Source organism: Prauserella marina (assembly GCF_002240355.1).
GTDB classification, from domain to species: domain Bacteria; phylum Actinomycetota; class Actinomycetes; order Mycobacteriales; family Pseudonocardiaceae; genus Prauserella_A; species Prauserella_A marina.
Genome location: NZ_CP016353.1, coordinates 4893234 through 4913773, shown reverse-complemented (window position 1 = coordinate 4913773; position 20540 = coordinate 4893234). Strand labels below are relative to the sequence as shown.

The following is a 20540-nucleotide window of genomic DNA, read 5'->3' as shown; positions in this document are numbered from 1 at the left end:
GCGGCCTCCGGTGCGGAGAAAGTTCCTGGTCTCCAAAGAACAGCCGCCTGTCAAGTCGCCATCGGTAGGTGGGCGAGTTGGATCATTTGGTGTCCGGTGGTTCTGGTGATGAGCCAGGCTCGGCCTGGTGGGAGTTTTTGGGGTCTTCTGTTGTCGAAGAGTGGGCCTTCGTCTCTGTTGCCGGAGAGCATGATGGCGGGTGAGGCGAGTTCTTTGATGCGGGAGAGGACGGGGTCGAAGAGTGCTCTTCCGGCGCCGCCGGAGCGGCGGGTGATGATGAGGTGGAGGCCGATGTCGCGGCCTTGGGTCATGTAGTCCAGCAGGGTGGGTAGTGGGTTGTCGTGTCCGCTGGTGACGAGGTCGTAGTCGTCGATGAGGAGGAATAGTTCGGGGCCGGTCCACCAGGTTCGGTTTTTGAGTTGTTGGGGGGTGATGTCGTCGCTGGGGAGGCGTTTGGTCATGGCGTCGACGGTGAGGGCGGTCATGCGTTTGACGGAGGCTTGGTTGGTGGCGTAGCCGATGAGGTAGTCGTCGGGGACGAGGCCGAGCATGCTGCGGCGGTAGTCGATGAGCGCGATTTGGGCTTGGTCGGGTTGGTAGCGGGCCATGATGCTGGTGGCCAGGGCGCGTAGTAGTGAGCTTTTGCCGGTTTCGACGTCGCCGATGGCCAGGAGGTGGGGTTCGGTGTCGAAGTTGAGGTGGACGGGTTGGAGGTCGCGTTCGGAGATGCCGATCGCGATGCCTTGTGTGGGTGCGGTGTCGGCGGGGGGAAGGTCTTCGTAGGGCAGGACCGCGGGTAGGAGGCGGACTTTCGCGGCGGGGTTGCCGTCCCAGGCGTTGTTGATGGCTGGGACGAGGGCGGCGGTGGCTTCGCCGAGTCCTTCGTCGCTGTGCTGGCCGTCGATGCGGGGGACTCCGGCGAGGAAGTGCAAGCCTTCGGGTGTGATGCCGCGGCCGGGGGTGTTTTCGGGGACGCTGGCGGCGTGTTTGCGGCCGAATTGGGAGTCCAGGGGGTCGCCGAGGCGGAGTTCGAGGCGGGTGCCGAACATGTCGCGGGTGTTCATGCGCAGGTCCATCCACCGGTTGCAGCCGGCGATGACGTGGATGCCGTAGCCGAGGCCGCGGTTGAGGATTTCCGCGACGGTGGGTTCGAGGTCTTCGAATTCGGTGCGCAGGGTGGACCAGCCATCCACGATGAGGAAGAGGTCTCCGAATCGGTCGGTGGGGAAGTCGCCGTTGCGCAGGCGCCTGCGGTAGGTGGCCATGCTGTCGATGCCGTGTTCGGCGAAGGCCCGTTCGCGTTCTTGCAGGAGTCCGTGGGCTTCGGCGATGGCGCGGCGGACTGTGTCGGTGTCGCGGCGGGTGGCGACGCCGCTGACGTGGGCGAGGTCGCGGATGGCGGTCAGCCCGCCGCCGCCGAAGTCGAGGCAGGCGAATTGGACTTCGGCGGGGGTGTGGGTGAGGGCGAGGGTGGCGAGGATGGTGCGGATGGCGACGCTTTTGCCGCTGCGGGGGGCGCCGATGACGACGATGTTGCCGCCCGCGCCGGACAGGTCGATCCAGTAGGGGTCGCGGCGTTGTTCGAACGGTTTGTCGATGATCCCGACCACGGCTGAGAGGGTGCCGTGGGTGGCCGTGGTGGTGGTGGTGAGGCCGCGGCGGTCGTGCTTGCCGAGCGGGCCCACGAGATCAGGCAGCGTGGGTGGTTCGGCCAAGGGGGGCAGCCAGACTTGGTGGGCGGGTCGGCCTTGGCCTTTCATGCGGTCGACGAGGACCTCAAGGAGGCTTTCGGTGTTCTCGTTGTCGGCGGCCGTGGTGGTGTCGGGTTCGGGTTTGTCGGTGATTTTGGGGCGGAGGTAGTGGGTGGTGTATTCCTGGACCGGGACGATGCGGTTGCCGGCTTTGTCGGTGCGCACGGCGGCTTTGTTTTTGATGGGGCCGGAGACGTAGGCGGCTTTGAAGCGGGCGAGTTCGGAGTCGGCTTTGACGAATCCGTTGCCCGGGGAGCGGGGCAGTTGTGCGGCGTCGGGGACTCCGAGGACGGTGCGGCTTTCCATTGCGGAGAAGGTGCGTAGCGCGATGCGGTAGGACAGGTGGGATTCCAGCCCGCGGAGTCGGCCTTCGTCCAAACGTTGGGAGGCCAGTAGGAGGTGGACGCCGAGTGAGCGGCCGACGCGGCCGATTTGGACGAACATGTCGATGAAGTCGGGGCGGGCGGTGAGTAGTTCGGAGAATTCGTCGACGATGACCAGCAGCGCGGGCAGCGGTTCCAGCGGTGCCCCGGCGGCGCGGGCTTTTTCGTAGGTGTATTGGGAGTTGAAGTCGCCGGTTTTGCGCAGCAGTTCTTGGCGGCGCATGAGTTCGCCTTGGATGGCGTCGAGCATGCGGTCCACGAGGTGGAGTTCGTCTTCGAGGTTGGTGATGACCGCGCTGGTGTGGGGGAGTTGGTCGAGTTTGGTGAACGTCGCGCCACCTTTGAAGTCGGTGAGCACGAAGTTCAACGTTTCCGGATCATGGGTGGTCGCCAACGCCAGCACCAGCGTCCGCAGCAACTCGGATTTACCGGACCCGGTCGCCCCGACCAGCAGCCCGTGCGGGCCCATGCCGTCCTGGGCGGACTCTTTGAGGTCGAGTTCCATCGGGCGGCCGTCGGCGTGGACGCCGATCGCCACCCGCAGGCGGGAGCGGTTGGAGCGCGAGGACCAGGTCTCGGCCAGGGAGAAGGCGTGGGGGTCGCCGAGGTCGAGCAGATCCGTCAACTCCAACGGACCCCCGGCCAGGGGCTGGTCGGTGGCGGTCTGCACCGACAGGCGCAGCGGGGCCAGCATCCGGGCCAGGCCACGCATGTCGGACAGGTCCAGCGCATCAGCGGTGCCGACTTTGCCTTCCCCGTCCATCGTTTTGCTGGTCAGTTCACCGTCGGTGGCGATGTCGAGCACCAGGGTGGAGGCATCCAAAACACGGGGTGGCGGATCAGCCAAATTGACCACGGTGACGCCCTCGACCCCGCCATCAGCCATCAAATGCTCCGACCCCGACACCGGCCCCCCGTCGAGGAACACCACCACGTGGGCCAGGCCCTCGGCCGGGGGTGTGCCGGGGTTGAAACGCGGGCGGGTGGAAAACACATCGTCCAACATGGACTCCAGCGCCACCACACTGTCGGTCACGAGGCGGATGTTGCCCACCGCGTCGGCCTTGTTCGGGTGCAGGGCGTGGGGAATCCATTTGAACCACTCCCACGACGCCCGCTCGTCCGGCACCGTGACCGCACCCAGGATCACATCACCGGGGGCGTGGAAGGTGGCCAGCTGGGCGGTGATCGCCCGCGCCAGCGCCCGCTTCGCACCGGTGTCACCGGTGACGTAAATGTGGGAGAAACCGTGCAACGCCACCGCGATCGGCAAATCCGGCACCGTGGAATACTTCGTCACGAACCGCCGCAACGCCATCGCGCACAACGGTTCCAGCTCATCCACCGGCCGGGTCTGCGGCGGCACCAACGGCGTCGCCAACTCCTGCTCACCCACACCCAGCCGCACCACCAGGAAATCCCAGTCCAGCGGGCGCCGCTCCCACAGGCGGGCGCTCTGCGCCGTGGACCACAACCGTGCCGGATCCGGATGCCGGTAATACATCGCCGCCTGCTGCTTACCGATACTGTCCCGCACCTTCACCCGCAACTGGCTCAACCGCCGCATATACCGGCGCCGGTTCAGGATCATCTCCTGCTTACTCGTGCCCTGATTGGACTGGTTGAGCATCATGAACAGCATCATGCCGCCCATCCCCACCGCCATCAGCCCACCAGCGATGTACATGATGGGCCCGAAATTGAACCGCATCGAGATCATCAAGATCATCCCGCCCATGATCGCCAACATCGGCACGATCATCAGCATCCGAGTCCAACCCTTACCACTCGGCTCAGGATTCTCCGGCGGCGCCTCCAAAATCGTGTCCCCAGAAGGCAACTCCGGCGCCGGACGACGCAACGGACGCCTAACAATCATCGTCGCCACGAGAGACTGACCTACTTTCGAACACAACGCGGTGGTCGCGAGAACCTACTGACGGGCTGCCGGAACACATACCATGCGGCTTCGTCAATTCTGACCACACCGCACGGCACCGATCAAGGCGATGGCCATTATCTCGCTCCAGCGGGGTGGTGCCCATCTGGATAGTGAATCCGTACCTGGGGCTACTGAGTCCACAATCAGGTCTCTGACCAGCGACTTTCTTGAACAGGTCGAGTGTCAGCGTCGACCGCGTGGTGCCAGTGGCTGCGCTGATCATGGGGTAGCGAAAGCACCATTGACACCCACCATCGGCGTTGTCCGCCGCGCCTATCGATCTGGAGGACTTGTGCCGTGAACGACATTCAACTGACCCACGCGCAGATCAAGGAGTTGCGGCAGGCGTTCGCTGAGGCCAGGGATCAGGTCCACAAGCTGACGACCAACACCGAGACGACGGTCAACTCCACCAGGGGTGGCTCCTGGCTCGGTACCGCGCTGAACGCGGCCACCAACCTGTTCTCCGGCCGGATCGCGCCCTACGAGCAGGCCATCAACCGCCGCATCACCGCTATGGAAGAAGCGGTTTTCAGCGGCCAGAACCTGGTGAATGCCGCCGAAGAGGAGAGCGGCCAGGACCTCTCCGTGGTCGACCCGGCGAGCATGGGCGGCGGCGGAATGCAGTTCTCCCGGCTCTGATCGCCCTTCCCCGCCACGCGACGCGAATCCACCAACGACTTATTGCGAGGTAGACGATGGAAGACGTGACACGGTACCGGGTCGGTGACGTCGACGCCGCCGGTGACTCCGGGGTGTCGACGGCAGCCGCCATCCGCGGCATCATCGAGGAACTGATGACCAAGGTGAAGACGATCACCGGCGAGGACTTCACCGGAACGTTCGCCCAGTCGGTATTCGCCGAGTACTCCGGCTGCCACGCCGAATGCGACGCACTGGCCGCCTCGGAGGACGCCGGCGGTAACGCGACGAAGCGTTCTGCCGTGAACATCGTCTCGGCGGACCAGCGCGCGGGTGCCGGTCTCGGCGCCTGATTCGACTGACACGTAAAGACTCACTCGGCAGGAAGGAGCGCGCCATCATGGTGTCGCCAGAGGGGCAGCTTCCGCGCAACATCGAATTGCCGGATCTTTCGGCACTCGACTCGGTCATGGACGATCTCAACCGCTCGATGGAGCGACTGCCCGAGATCCAGGCCGAGATGATGTCGCTCACCGCCGAGGAATGGTCCGACGACGAACTGATCAGGGTCGTCGTCGGACCACGAGGTCAACTCGTCGAACTCGAACTCGACCCCCGGGTCTACCGGGAGCCGGACGCTGCCAAGCTTTCCGAGTCCATCATGGACACCGTGACGGCGGCGGTCCGTGCCGTGATGGCCCGTTCCCAGGAACTCGTGAACGGCCATTTCCCCGACGACATCGGCAAGCTCTCGGCTCAGTACGGAATCGAACAGCCGGAGCCGAACCCGATGGCGGCTGACCTGTTCAAGGTCGACGCGGAGATCCTCGCGGACAGGAAGGAGCACGGTCGTGGTTAGCTACGTCGAGGTCAAGGACCCGGCCGTCGCCATCGCCGGGGCCAGTGGACTGCGCGAGGTCGGCGAGGCCATGAGCAACGCCCTTGAAGTCGAGAACCCGGTGTTCAGTGACGCGACCAGAATCGACAGGGCACTCGCGGAGAACTATCCGGACGCGGAGATCACCGAACTCCGGGACGCGATCGTCGAGACAGGAGAGTCGCTCACCGAGCTTGCCCAAGCGGTGATCAACGCCTGCGGAGAGTACGGCGTGGCCGAAGCGGAGAGCACCGAGGACATCCAGCGGGTGGAGATCCCCGACAATGTCCAGCTGTACTGACCTCACTGACCGAGTACGGCACAACGGCACCGGAACCGCGCGGTGAGTTCGTACGACAGCTTTTTCGAGGGATACGACGCGCAGATCCAGCAATTCGCGACCGCCGCCGACGAATGGATCGTGAATTCCTGGAACCCGTTCGCGCGGATGACGGGTGCCAAGGTCATCGACGAGTCGAAGCTTGTCTCGACGGTTGTCGCGGCGATCATCGGCGAACGGCCCAAGACCTCGCTCGACGGCCTTCTCAGGGCCTACGAGTACGAACTCGCGACCGTAAGGGCGCTCGGTGAGCGGGCGAAAGAGGTCGCCGCGCTGGCTCAAGGCATCCAGGTGGTCTGGATCGGTGATGGCGCGCCGACGATCTTCGCGTTGGAAGCGTCGAAGGTCGCCCAGGCTTTCCTTGACATCGCCAGGGTCAAGGGCGAGATCGTCATGCAGCAGGCTTACCTCATCGGTGAGCTGGTCAACGCGATCAACATGTACGCGACGATGAACGTCGCACTGTGGATCGAAGTTTCCTTTTACCTCGGCGCTGCCCTGTTCACGGCCGGTTCCAGCCTCGTCGCCGCGCTCGGCAGGGTGGCTGCCTTCCCAGCGTTGTTGCGGGCGGCGCTGGGCGCGATCGCTTCGGCGATCAAGGCGATGACGGCGTCGAACATCAAGCGCTACACGTTCTCGCTGACCTGGAGCGGCGCGGCGGCCGGTGCGCGGTCCGGGATGAGGACCATCAGCGCGGGCGCCGCGTCAGGGCTTCGCACCGCGGGGACGGCTTCGTGGCAATTCGCGAGGGAAGCCGGAAGGTCGTTCACCCCGACCTACATCGCCCGCTCGTCATGGGCCATGCGCGGGCAGTTGCAACTCGTGTCGCAGGCGGTCCGCAACGGCGCGACGTCGCGGCTCGCGGCACAGCTCATGTCGCCCGCCGTGCGCAGGGCGCTCGTGAACCCTTCCGCGCGCAACCTCGCCAGGGTCGCGCCGGCGGCACGTCCCTTCGTGCAGACGGCAGCGATGCACCAGGTTTCCGCGCTGCGGGAACTCGGCATGGCGGTAGCCGGTTACGCAGGTTTCAGCGCGGGCTTGGCCGGTGCCATGCACACCGTCGCGACCGCGCAGACCCAAAACCAGCTTGCGGCGATGGGGTTCGAGGAGGGCGCCTGGAAGCCCGCACCTGGCTCGTTGCTGACCACCATGGCCTCGACGGCCGTCACCAGTGCTTTCCTTCCTTTCGCCAACAGCGTGCCGATAACCAGGTACTTCAACGGCTCGATCATCAAGTTCACCACGGCAGGGGCGGCGGGCGGCGCGCTGGCCCAGCCGCTCGGCAACGCCATGGCGGCCCATTTCGCGGCCCAGGCGGCGGCGGATCCGGAGCTGTCCAGGTTCCACAAGATCAACCCGGTCGGCGAGGTCACTCCCGCCGTGCCGGACGCCAGCCGTCGCACTCCAGGCGGAGACCAGCCCGGCTGGCTTCAGGGGGCCGCGAACGGATTCCTGGAAGCCACGATCGGTTTCCAGGGCATACCCCAGATCACCACCCCCGCGTCGGCGTTCGGCTCCGGCATCCGGAATTTCAGCGCCGACATCAAGGCGCCGAACGGAATCAGGGTGGGCGGTACGACCGTCCTCAACCGGCCCGGCTTGATCTCCGATCTCTCCGGCGCGAGAGCGGCCGCACCCGCACCGGCGGGAGCGCAGGCGGCGAGTCCCACGGCGAGCGCCCCCTCGCAGACCGCGAGTTCGGGGACAAGCGGTTCCCAGGGGACGACCGCCCCGCAGTCTTCCGCGTCGCCCCCGCAAGCACCGGAACGCCCGGCGGGGCAGGTCGCCACAGCCGAGAGCGGCGGGCCAACGTCGCCGGAGAGCCCACAGGGTTCGGTCGTGGAGAACGCGCGCGCCGAGAACGCGGCCCCCTCGCGTGGTGGCGACGAACCGGCAGCGGCCGACCAGCAATCCCAGCAGCCGCGCCAGCCGCAGCCGTCACCCGAGCCGAGGGAGACCGGGTCGCGTGACAGCGACGTCGCCGACGGCGGTTCCCAGCGGGAGAGCACGCCCGAGAGCAGGGCACCGGAACAGCAGCAGAGCACCGGCGATGCCGCACCGTCGCGAGTGGACGGCCCGGAAACCCCGCAGGCAAGGGAAGAGCTCAGCAATGCGGCCGACCGCGCGCAGCGGGCGCGGAGCGAGTTCGACGCGGCGGTCGCCGAGCGGGACGCCGTGGCGAGGGAAGCCGAACGGCTACGCGGGCTGGAAGAGCCGCAACCGCTGGAGCGGACGAAAGCCGAAGCCTGGCTGACCACACACGAGGCCAGGGTCGACAAGGCGATGACGGAGCTGAACAACGCCGAAGCGGGAGTCGTCGACGCACAACAGCGCGTCGAGAGTTCGCGGGTGGACTCGACGGGTACCGAGCAGTCGACCGGCTCTGAGCACTCGCGAGCTCAGGAGGACCTCGGCAGAGCGGCCGAACGGGCGCGGGGGGCGAAGGAGACCTTCGACGCCGCCGTCGTGGAGCGGGACAAGATTGCCGTGGAAGCGCGGCGGCTGGCGGAACTCGAATCGCCGCGGCCGCTCGACCGCAACCTCGCCGAGGCCCGGCTGAGCCTGCGGGAGGCGGATGTCCAGCGGGCCCAAGCCGAACTCGACAGGGCGCGGGCCGAGCTGTCGGCCGCCTACGAGCGCCTGCGCACGCTGGAGAGCGCACCACAGGGCGCTCCGCGCGCTGAGCCGGACGCGACCCGCCCCGATACCGCGACGGAGGACACCGGAACCAGCACGGACGGCGACTCGGCGACCACGGACGCGACGCCGGGCGTTGACGCCGGTGGGCCGGTCACCGTGGACACGCTGCCTTCGGTGCAGGCATCGGCGACGATCGTCGTCAAGGATCTGCTGAAGCAGATGCGGCTGCCCATGCCACGGCTTCTCAACGGAGTCCCCGGCGATCTCGTCGGAGCCACCGGTGATCTCGTCAAGCGTGAGGTCGTGGTGACCGACGAGTCCGGTAGCACACCGTGGGTTGAGCACCGCACGTACCAGACGTTCCTTTTCGGTGACGGATCGCGACTGTGGGGCGAGATCGAGCTCGATCGTGGTCTCCAGGCGGGCGACGTGCGCGTAACCGGGGCCGAGTTCGAGAACGTGGGCGGGCTCAGGGTGCAGAAAAGCCCGGTCACGATCGCGATCTCGCCGGAGACCCGGTGGCCTGCCGACGCCTTTGCCAGTACGGGGCGCTCTGGCAGGCCGCTGCTGTTCCAGCTCGGGCGACCCGAAGCCGGAATACCGGACTTCTTCAAGATGCAGACCGACGCCGTCCGCGCCGAGATCGAAGGTGCCTTGCGTCAATACCGGGCCGGTGAGGGCGGCGGGCTCGTCGATCCGGTTCCGGCCACCGAGGTCGGCAGGACGATGGCGCCGGATTCGGCCACCCAGGGCGACCGCTGGGCCGCGTCCAGCAGGGTGACCCAGGTCGGCGATGCCGAGAACGCGACCCTGAACCGCTGGGCCGAGGCAGAGGCCGAGCAGGCGGTTCAGCAGCTCGGAACCGTTCGTCAGGACATCGTGGCCGGAGATTCGGGAACCCACCTGCTTGTCCGTCCCGACGGCTCGGCGCTGGCGTTCACGACCTCCACGAGTTCCGATGTTTCGGCGGGATCGGTCCGCATCGAACAGTCGGAAACCCGATTTCAGCACGGAATCGTCCGCCAGGACGGCAACCACAGCATCGTCCTGCCCCGGGAGTACGGCCAGGGAAGCGGTCTGCGGGAACAGCAGGTCACTCTGATCGAGTCGGCACTGTCCACATTGTCCGATAGTGTTCCTGCTGGGCCGAGGGCACGCGACGGATACGTTCCCCCCGCTTACAACCCGGATGCGACCTGGGTGTGGTCGGAGGGCGAAGGCAGGTCGCGGCTCCTCCACGTCGACGGCGCCAGGTCATCCGATACCGGTAGCGCTCACTTCGATCCGAGATCGCCCGGTGACGCTGCTGCCGACAAGGCAGTCAGGGACGCGCTGGACGTCGAGTGGGCAGGGCACCCCGTGCCGCCGTCGATGACGGCGTTCGGGCCGGCGGGGATACCCGCGCTGACGAGGACCACCGACGCCGGAATCGTCAACGTGCACACGTCGTCGTCGGTGGTGACCGTGCGGACGACCACCACCGGTGAGCTCAATCCGGGGACGGCCAGGGTGTCGAGGCCCCGGCTCGCGGTCATCGACGGTGTCACCCGGCAACTGGAGCCGATGAAGGTCGAGATCGGACATGGCACCTCACCCGCGGCCACCCGGCAGTTGTGGCGGGACGCGCTCGGTACGATCGTCTCCGACACCAAGGGCATGGGACCGCTGGCGAACCCGGCGGCGACACACGCGGCAAGCCCGTCGATGCGGGCGACGGTCGATGTGGTCCGCGCGTCGGCCGCCGATCCGATGGCCAAAGTTCTCCCCGCTTCCGCTTCGCGGCAACTGAGCAAGGTCTTTCCTCCTTCCGTCTCGGCACTGTCCGCTTCGGACTTCCCTCGAAGCACGGTGTCCAACACGCTTACCGATGGAGCCACGACAGGAAACCGGGCCGCGGAAACCCCGGTCCTTCCGGTGACAGTTCCCGCGGAGCGGTTCGGCCGCAACGTGATGACGGTGTTGCGCAAACTGGTCGCCGCCGATCACACCGTTCTGGGCATGGCCGACGGCTGGCAACGCGGACAGCCCGGCGCCTTCGTCCAGGTGCGCCAGCCCGGCGGTGCCGAGCTGCTCATCGTCTTCGAAACCCCGCAGGCGACGTCGGCGAGGGCGAGCCTGGCCCACACACAGGCGCTGCACAGCACGAGCCCCGACTGGTTGCAGGGCAAGGCGAAGGTCGAAGCCGAGGTGTTCGGTGCGGTGCCCCGGCCGTCGGACATGGGTTCCATCCGGATCGAGTTGTTGCGCACGCCGGAGACCGGTGGGGTGCACAGTCCGCCACGGTCCGATGCCGACACCGGTACGTCCCGGCCGGAGCGGGAATCGGCGACGATCAACGACTTCCGGCTGAGGAAGCCGCCGGGCGACACCTTCACCCGGCCGCCCAGGGTGAGCGAGGAACCGCCGGTCCCGCAGTCTCCGCCACCTCCTCCTCCGCCCGAGAAGTCCGTGGTGTGGACCGAGAAGGGGGACGGCAAGTGGGACCTCTACGAGGTCACCACCAACGCGGACGGCACAACCACCCGGCGGCTGATGGTGCCGGGGGTCACCGAGTCCGGCCAGATCACGGTGCAATACCGCCGCCGATTCGGCGGAGGCTACAAGGTCCTCCAGGAAGTCGGAAACGAGCGGGGCGAGATCGTCACCAAACGGCTCACCGGCAACATCTCCCGGACCGCCTACTGGGAGCAGAAGGACAATTCGCCGTCGTTCGCGCGGGACGGGCAAGCACTTCGGCGGGGCCCTGACGGACGTGAGTACTCAGTCAAGACGAGGGGCATCCACGTTCCGTGGGAGGGCGGCACCCGGTTCGTGCCGCTTCCGCAGCACGTCGCGTACGACAATGTGGGCGTCTCTCTTGAGCGGCTGCCCCGTGAACCGGCCGACGCCCCTGCCGCGCCCGAAAGCAAGCCCGCACCGACCCGGCCGGTACCCCCGACGGGCGAGACCATCGTCGCGCCCGAGGCCATGGCGGAGAGCAAGGCGATCAGGTCCTTGTCCGAGCGGCTCGGGCTCACGCCCGAGCAGACCGTCGAGGCGGTGATCGGTCTCGCACGGGGTGTCGCCCAATCGCCTTCGGCGAGCAGCATGTGGGAGGTCGGTACCGCCGAACTACCGAGCTGGCGCATCGAAGGCACCCTCAGGGGTGAGGACGGGCAACGGGCCTCGGTCGGCATGAAGGTCGCCGAGGACGGCACGCTCTCCGACCTCCACGCGCGTCCCGCGCAGAACTGGTGGCAGAAGGCGGGAAGCGGCGATGCCGCGCCCCGGGGGCCGATCACGATTCAGGAACACGTGGCGAGTACCGCGCCCCTGCCGCCTCGGGGAGACTTCGCGGACGGGACGGCCATCGCGCGGCGGCTCGGGTTGCTGCATCACGGTGGTGACGTCGAGTCCGTGCGGCCGGTCATGAAGCCCGACGGTGAGCTGGGCATCGAGCAGGTGCGGACGTGGCAGCCCGCCCCCTACACCAGGCCGCCGGAGGCGACGGCCGAGGCGACGACAGTCCAAGCGGAAGCCGTGCGGGACGCCATCGAGGCCGATCTGCGGGCTGAACGGTCCGCTGAGGACGGTGCGCGATCGGACGAGGTCATCGGCGTCATGGGTACCGACCAGACGATGGCCGTCGAGGTGTTCGGCGATGGCACGAGGATCGCCGTCCAGTACGTCATCGACGCGGACGCGGCGACGTCGAGTGTCCGTCCCGGGACCTTCATACTCACCGGGACCGGCTGGCAGCAGTCGGCTCCGTTCACCTACGTCTTGCCACCGCACGCCGCAGGGACTGCCGCGGCCACCAATGCTCACGTCGCCGCTGAGCTGGCTCACGCCCGCAGCCAGGCACACGCCATGGCCGCACAGCGTCCTCTGACCCACGGCCGTGACCCGGTGGTGTCTGACGGCAGGAGTGAGAGCGAGGGAACCGCGCGGCAGGGGCAGGTCCGCAGGTACCAGACCCGCAGCGTCGCGGTCTTCGAGCATTGGGCTGGGCGGCCCAGGAACGCATCACCGGCTTCGGTGATGAGCCTGCGAACCTCCGACGCCGAGTTCGTGAACATGGCGGTGTCAGGCGTCGTACGCGAGGGAATCTCGGACGTCGTCGCAGTCTCCGGTGCCGACACCGGAACCGCCCTGTTGCACCGCGGCGACGGCAGTACAGAAGCGGTCCGGTTCCGGTTCCGGCCGGTCACCGAAGGGCTCGTCGACAGCCGCGACGGAACGGTCGACATCACACCCGGCGAGTACCGGTACGACGGCGGGCAGTGGAGGCAGACCACACCGACCGAGATCACCCTGAGCCCGACGCGGCTGACCACTGACGCGACCGCGCCCGAACAGATCCGGCAGCAGGTGGTCGCGGCGCTCGAAGCACCTCGGGTTCTGAAGCCGAGGTCCGGCTGGCTGGCCGACGACATGAGCGGGGGTGGGCGATCCGGCCGATTGCCGGACCTCGAAGGCGGAACCGGCCGGTCCGTGGTGCGAGGGTGGACCAAGGTCGACAACACCGTCCACGCCACTGGCGGTGACTGGGGTGCGCGACCGGCTCGTGGAGGGGACACCGGTGGCCGCCCCGACTACTTGAGCCCGAACTGGCAACGGCCGCCGTTGGGCGAACGCGTCGCGGACCATCTGCGGGAGCTGATCCGCGACGGTCACTGGCAGCCCGGTGAACAATTGGTCATCTCCAGGCTCCACTCCGAGATCGGCACGACGCGCGACGGCGTCCGGTCGGGCTTGCGGCTACTCGAAGCTGAAGGGCTTGTCGAGTTCTCCGCGAACAAGTGGCATGTCGCGCGCGGTCGGCCGGACTGGACCCCCGGTGACGTGGGCGGGCGTTCGGCGCGCCTGCCAGAGCTGGACGAAAGCGGAACCGGCCGGTCGGTGGTGCGGCAGTGGACCAAGGTCGACAACACGGTCTACGCGACCGGCGGCGACTGGGGAGCGCGATCGAGCGGCAGCTCACGCCCGTTCGGCGAGCTGACCGCTTCCGTGAGGCGGCTTCAGAAGCTGCCACTGGCCGAACGGGTCGCCGGTGAACTGAAGGATCTGTACGCCGACCTTCATGAGGCCGGGAACCTGGACATCGGCCAGCGGCTGAACATGTCGGAGATCCAGCGAGAAATCGGTGTCTCCGCCGATGTCGTTCGCGCCGCGATGACGATCCTCGTTGGTGAGGGTGTCGTCTCGCGGCCGGAATCGGGCAGGGGGTATGTCTTCAACGGGCCACCAGCCGTGACCCCGGAGAAGCCGGGAACCCTGCCGTACGAGATATTCCGCTCGTTGCACGACAATGCCTTTCTTGCCGGACGGCTCGGCGCGATCCTGCCGCAGGAGGACCCCACCGATCCGTGGCGGCCTACGGGCAGTACTCGGCCTTTCGGCCTTGAACTCGAGTTCGAGCTTCCTGGTGATCCGAGCAACTGGCGTTCCACGCTGGAGCTGATCGCCGCGCAGCTGCATACCGAGAGGCTGAGCAAACACAGTCGGCTCGGCGGGGTCGACGAGTACGGGTACTCCACCGATAGGGACAATTGGGCCCTCACCTACGACGAGACTGTGGCCGGCGAGGTCGTATCCCCGATCCTCTTCGATAACCCGCAGACGTGGCGCGACGTTGCTACCGTGCTGGAGATTCTTCGGGCACACGGTGCGACGGTGAGTCCGAGGGTCGGGGGACACATCCATGTCGGGACTGGCGACTTCGTGGGCCGGTTCGATCTCTACAACGAACTTGGCCGCTTCGTGGATGCCCACCGGGACGAGTTGATCCGGCTGAGCACTGACCCTGTGCGTGGTGAGCATCGAGGCACCAGGTATGCCACCCCGGGCACGTTTCCCGCTGAGGGATACCGCAACCCGGGCGACATGTTCGACCGGCGAACCAACCGCGAAATGCTCGGCGTCAACGGCATCGTTGGTAACAAGCGCGACCACATCGAGTTTCGGGCTTTCGATGGCTCACTTGATCTCCGCACTTGGCGTGCACGAGTCGCGCTGAGCACCGGGATAGTAGATGCCGTGGCCGCTGGGGCTGTCGCGTCGCCGGCGCAGCCACAGCCGATCGGACACCACCTTTCCACGTTCGGTCAGGACAGCCGGTCACCGGAAGCGACCGCGGGATTCCGGTCGATGCTCGGGGCCATGGTCGATGGCGTCCGGCCTGCGGTCGCGATCCCGTTGCTGTCCTCCGTCATCGGTCTGTATGCGACCACGCGTCCGCAGCCCGCCGAACTCGCTTCGTCCGAGCGTTCCGAATGGCTTTACCATTCTCAAGCGGGGGGCACGCTCGCCGTGACGGCCCCGGAGGGGAAGCCTCGCTCCGTTCGCGGGGTCGCGCTTGGTGCCGCGGGCCAACGGTACGAACTCGATCTCTCGCTGGTACCGGACCGGGACGACGACACCGGTTCAACGTTCAAAGCCGAGCATCCACAATACGGGACTGTCCTCATCGGACTATCCGATCCATACACGACCCCGCCGAGTTCGATCGAAATCATCTTCATGGTGGGCAGTCATATCCAGGACGTCGCCCGGCTGTGGTATCAGAACTCGGCCGTACCCGGTAGGCCGCTGCCATCGGTTCGCGAAGCCACCGACTCGGAACTGCAAGGGGAGGCTGAGCTAGCCCACCGGCGGTGGAAAGAGGGACGTGCCGGCGACCCCGACGAGCGGAACGCCAGGCGAGCGCGGGCATTTGGCACGGTCGCTCTCGAACCAGGTGACGAGGATTGGGCAGGGCGAGCCGTCCTGGATCTGCTCAGGGAAGCTGCCGACGACGTGTTCGGCGGTGACCCGGGCTGGGCGGTCCGGCAGGCCGAGGAACTCCTCGTCGGGATGCGGTTCACTAGTGTCAGGGCGGACGAGGCGCAGCCGCGGGCGAGGCTCATCACTGGTGCTGACGGCAATCAGACACTGGAGATCCCACTCGAAGGTCCCATTTCCATCGCCGAACTGACCCGCAGGGTCGTGCACGAGTTGTTGCACACCGCGCAGACGTGGCCGAAGGACGAGTCTGCGGAGGACCGCGCGCTGGGCGTGCAGCAGCGGGAGATCGGTGCCGCGCTGGTCGAGTCGCTTTTGGACGATTGGTTGCGCCGCTATGTCGGCGAGTCGAGGGTCGACGAGGACGAAATCGCCCTCGTCGAGTCCATTCGCGAGGCGTACCCGGTCGACGGACCGTACACGCGGCGGCTGGCCGATACCGGTGCCGAGGACGAGCGGGTCGAGCACGCCGAGTTCCGTTCCGGGGAGGAGACTCCGCAGAGTGGAACTCTGCCGTATGAAGTGTTCCGCCGGGTGTACGAGAACGTCGTTGGACAGCGTCCGTTCCGCACGGTGCCGTCTCTCGCGGAGCCAACCGACTTGTGGCTGCCGAGGGCGAGTACCCGGGCTTTTGGTCTTGAGATCGAGTTCGATTTCGAGCAACCCCTCGCTCGCGACGGCCGCAGAAGCAAGCTTGACCTGATCGCGGCAGAGCTTCACGGCGCGGGGTTGAGCCAGCAGGACCGGCTTAGCCGCCAAGGAGAATACTCGACCGAACGGAACGCGTGGACCGTCGTCCGCGATGCCACGGTCGCGGGTGAGATCGTGTCTCCGATTCTCTTCGACAGCCCGCAGACGTGGCGGGACGTGGAGCGGGTACTGGACATCCTGCGCAGACACGGTGCGACAGTGAGTGCGCGGACGGGTGGGCATATCCACGTCGGGACCGGCGACTTCGCGGGCAGCTTCGACCGCTACAACGATCTCGGCCGTTTCTTCGACGCGCACCGCGACGTGCTGTTCCGGATGGCGAGCGACCCGGTGCGTGGCGAGCACCGGGGCCCGCGATACGCGACTCCGGGTGCCTTCCCCGTTGAGGGCTACCTCGATGCGGAGGACCTCTACGATCGGCGTACCAATCACGAAGCACTCGGTTTCAAAGGGGTCCTCGGGGACGAGAATGATCACGTCGAGTTCCGGGTCTATGACGGTTCGCTGGATCTCGGGGTTTGGCGTCAGCGGGTCGCGTTGAGCACAGGCATCGTCGATGCCGTCGCGCGCGGCGTCGATGTGCCGGAAGGACAGCGGGCGCAAGCGATCGGGTACCACCTTTCCGCGTACGGTCAGGACAGCGGCTCGCCGGAGGCGAGCGCGAGCTTCCGGGCGCTGGCCGGGCCGATCGTCAACGGCCTGCCTTCCGCGGTCGCGGTTCCGCTGTTGTCCTCGATCATGAACCTGTATACGTCGACTCGCTGGCAGCCAGCGGAATTGGCCTCGTTGGACCGCGCGGAATGGCTGTATCACTCGGAGTCCGCGGGAACAGTCGCCGTGACCGCACCCGACGGGCGGATGCGTTCCATCCGTGGCTTCGTCGTGGGGGAACAGGGCACGCGCTACGACCTCGATCTGTCGCTGCGTCCGGTGTCCGACGAGCCCGGATCCGGGTACTGGGCGGAACACCCCGAGTACGGGACGATACTCGTCGGGCCTTCCGAGATGTATCTCGCGCCCTCGACATCCATCGAGATTCTCTTCATGGACGGCGCCGATATCCGGGATATCGCGGTGCTGTGGTACCAGGACTCCGGTGTGCCGGGGCATTCCCTTCCCGCGGTCAGGGAAGCGAGTACCGCGGAGTTGGCCGAGCGGGCTCGGCACGCGCATCGGAATTGGGCGGCGCTGCGTTCCGGGGACACTGATGAGCAGCAGCGCAGGCGTGCTGCCGCATTGGGCACCATCGCTCTTGAGCCGGGTGATGAGCACTGGGCAGGACAGGTCGTGATGGACCTGCTGCGGGACGCGGCCGACGACGTATTCGGCGGTGATCCGGCATGGGCGGTCCGGGAGGCCGATGAACTCCTGTCAAGCCTGAGGTTCGTCATGGTCAAGCCGGACGAGGTGTCGCCGCGGGCGAGGCTCATCACCGATGCCGACGGTAACCGGACGTTGGAGGTTCCGCTCGACGGCCCGGTTTCCATCGCCGAATTGACTCGCAGGGTTGTGCACGAGTTGTTGCACACGGCGCAGACGTGGCCGAAGGACGAGTCGGCGGAAGACCGCGCATTGGGCGTACAGCAGCGTGAGGTCGGCGCGGCACTGGTCGAGTCGCTTTTGGATGATTGGCTGCGCGGCTACGTCGGCGAACCGAGGGTTGACGAGGACGAGATCGCCCTCGTCGAGTCCATTCGCGAGGCGTACCCGGTCGACGGACCGTACACGCGGCGGCTGGCCGATATCGGTGCCGACGACGCGCGGGTCGAGCACGCCGAGGTCATTCCGGGCATGGAAACCCCGTGGGGCGGCGGGCTTCCCGAGTTGTATCAGCGTGAAGGCGGTGCGCTGGAAGCGACCGCGAGGCAGGCCGTCGGCAACGCGCAGACCGCTCGTGACGCTTATGCGGCGGCGCAGGAGAAGCACGCGGAGACCATCGAGCGCACCCAAGGGCAGATTCCCTACACGAAGTGGGTGGCACAGCAGCTCGGCACGCTCACCGGTACCGGCGCCGACGACCCGTGGGTGCTGACGATGGTGGCGACGATGTCTCCCGCCAGCCCGGAAGAAGTGCTCGGCGTGGTGATCGACGACAGTGTGAAGGCGGAGCCACCGCCCGCGCTCGCTCCCGAGATCAACGAAATGGGTGCGGCGGAACTGCTGGGTTCCGTCGCGGCCCACACCGAAAGCCTCGTCGAGGGTTTTGGCAAGGCGAGCATCAACCTGGTGAGCGCGCAGCGTGACTGGATCGCCGCGCGGGATGCGGCGCTGCGCGAGATCGAAGCCGCCCGGATCGCGGCCGAGGAGGCGGGTCTGCCCGCCCAGTTGGGCGCCGAGCGAGTGGCCGATGCGGTCGCCGATCTGCATGGCGTCGCCGTCGAGGACACCAGCGCGAACCAACCCGCCGGAATCGCGTGGCTTCCCCCCGATCTGCGCACCGTGTGGTCGCCGTTGGGTGTACGCCGTGACCTCGCCGACGCCGTCCGCGAATCCGAACCCGCCAGAAGGTTCGCCGAGTCCGCCTACCGGAAGGCGTTGGAACGGCTGGAGAACGCGCGTTCCGAACTGAGTCGTTCCAAGACCCGGCTCCTTGCGCAAATGGGTCAGGCGGTCCATCACGAGGACAACCCGGGTGGGTTCGTCGTCACCTCCGCGTTGTTCGCCGGATACCACTCCATGGTGAACGGCGGCCAGGCGGGAAAACCCACGGAAGAGCTTGACACGCACGTCGACGTCGCCGTCGCGGCCCGCACCGAACTGGAAGACAGCATCACGCAGGTCCGCGCCGCCGAGGAGCTGCGCGACCAAGCCCAGATTGCCTATGTCAACGGCCTGTGGCGACACATCGAGCGTGCGACGAAGGCCGGTGTCACCAACAGGGAGATCTCGGGCATCACCGGCCTTTCCATGGACGCGGTCGCGAAGGTCACCCGCAAACCGGAGCAGGACCAGGACTTCCTGCCCATTGTGGACAAGGTCCTCGACATCGGTGACTGGGCCGGCAGGCTGGTCACGACGCTGAAGGGGAATCAGCGGACGCCGTCGCCGTTCTCGGAATTGATCGTCCCGGAAGAAGAGCTGGAACAGGCGCTGGTCAGCAGAGGTGTCAGCGCGAGGGTCGCGGCGTATCTCGTCGAGCCCATCGTGTTGCCGCTGTACCACAACATTCACAATCACCCCACGGACTATTCGGACAACCGCTACGTCAACCTCGCCAAGATGCCCGCGTGGCAACGTGAGATGGGCATGCTCACGGTCGAGTTCGACTCGCCCATCGGACAGCGCGGCAAGGCAGGCGGCAAGGCGTTCTACTACGGCTGGCTCAACGCCGTAAGGGAGATCACCTTCGGCAGGCGCCCGCTGGTGATGAAGGGCAAGTTCACCGACGCCCGCTACTTCGACGCTGCCGACGCGCTGCCGGAAAACCTCAAGTGGCGTCTCGTACCCGGTATTTCCGGTACCGAGTTCTACCGGCCGGGGGTCGGTGGCTACCTGCGGCTCATGAAGATCCTGCATCCGCACAACGGTTACTTCATCGCGGAGACCACCTTCGCCAAGGAAGGTGTCGCGGAGCAGCTTGGCCCGCAAGCGGCGCAGGTGCTCAACTCGGACTGGTTGAACCACGTCGAACGTCTCATGGGAGCCGCTTCCCAGATCAAGCAGGACCTCGTGGACGGAAAGCTCGGCTACTCCGGTCTTCCCGCTGAGCTGCGGCAGCTTTTCCCGCGCGACCGGCGTCCCAGTTCGCTGTCCGAACTGGACTTCTACGACGCGCTCATCGGCAACGTCGGCGCGTTGCGTGAGGCGCTGGTTCGAGCCGGCCGATCCGCCATGTCGCGGACACTATCCGAAGTAGAACCGCCGAAGTACAACCCGAATCTGCTCGACATGCTCGACACCATCGTCGAGACCGGTCAGATCCTGTTGCTGCACAACGACATGGGCCTGGCCAGATTGCAGCCGAACGGCCTTTTCAAACTGGGCGCTCCCGACGAGCGTAATCTCCAGCCGGTACTGGCGTTGTTGCAGCAGCCCGAGTACGCGAACGCCAACATCGTCTGGGCGCACCTCGGGGTCGGCAACTGGACCGAGTTGACGGTCGAGCACTTCGAATGGCTTCGCCGGGTGCTCGACACGACGACGATTTCACTTGACGTGTCGTGGAACGTCATCGAGCAGCACCTCAACGCCGACCCTTCGGTGCGGGAGACGTTCATCCAGTTCGTGCTGGACTATCCCGACCGGCTGATGTTCGGTACCGACGCGGTCAATCCGCAGCCGAGCGGGCACGCGTTGCGGCACGTCGTGGACATGTTGCCGATCTTCAAGGAGATCGAAAAGCGCCCTGGTGGCGACGAGGCCATCCGGAAACTGCTGCGCCAGAACGTCGTGCGGCTGAGGGCGAACGCGAAGGAACGAGGCGAGCAGTACGCGTTCGACGAGATCACCTCCGGAGCGTGGGACGAAGCGCTGGCCGGACTGGTGTCCTGGC

The 20540-nt window shown here is 66.7% G+C and carries 6 protein-coding genes (1 of these 6 only partly in view); 5 read left to right on the top strand and 1 reads right to left on the bottom strand.

Annotation, left to right across the window (positions count from 1 at the left end):
- Positions 1 to 50: 50 nt before the first annotated feature.
- Positions 51 to 4013: a type VII secretion protein EccCa gene (eccCa, locus tag BAY61_RS22575; RefSeq protein WP_338061482.1), complete on the bottom strand. Its 3963-nt coding sequence runs from the start codon at positions 4011 to 4013 to the stop codon at positions 51 to 53.
- Positions 4014 to 4373: 360 nt separating this feature from the next.
- Between eccCa and BAY61_RS22570 the strand changes: the two genes are divergently transcribed.
- The 5 genes in view from BAY61_RS22570 to BAY61_RS22550 are tightly spaced (at most 56 nt apart) and all read left to right on the top strand, a layout consistent with a single transcriptional unit that may run on beyond the window.
- The gene (locus BAY61_RS22570; RefSeq protein WP_091807546.1) at positions 4374 to 4718 is read left to right on the top strand and encodes a hypothetical protein; all 345 of its coding nucleotides are present in this window, start codon (positions 4374 to 4376) and stop codon (positions 4716 to 4718) included.
- Positions 4719 to 4774: 56 nt separating this feature from the next.
- Positions 4775 to 5071: a hypothetical protein gene (locus tag BAY61_RS22565; RefSeq protein WP_091807544.1), complete on the top strand. Its 297-nt coding sequence runs from the start codon at positions 4775 to 4777 to the stop codon at positions 5069 to 5071.
- A 47-nt stretch (positions 5072 to 5118) separates the two neighbouring features.
- Positions 5119 to 5577: a YbaB/EbfC family nucleoid-associated protein gene (locus tag BAY61_RS22560; protein ID WP_091807542.1), complete on the top strand. Its 459-nt coding sequence runs from the start codon at positions 5119 to 5121 to the stop codon at positions 5575 to 5577.
- Complete coding sequence (locus tag BAY61_RS22555; protein WP_091807540.1) at positions 5570 to 5896, top strand: hypothetical protein; 327 nt, start codon at positions 5570 to 5572, stop codon at positions 5894 to 5896. Before BAY61_RS22560 ends, BAY61_RS22555 begins: the two co-directional genes overlap by 8 nt.
- A gap of 42 nt (positions 5897 to 5938) precedes the next feature.
- Positions 5939 to 20540 carry the 5' portion of a GntR family transcriptional regulator gene (locus BAY61_RS22550; protein ID WP_091807538.1) on the top strand. Its footprint extends 67340 nt past the window's final position, so only the first 14602 of its 81942 coding nucleotides appear in the window; the start codon lies at positions 5939 to 5941; the stop codon falls past the right edge of the window.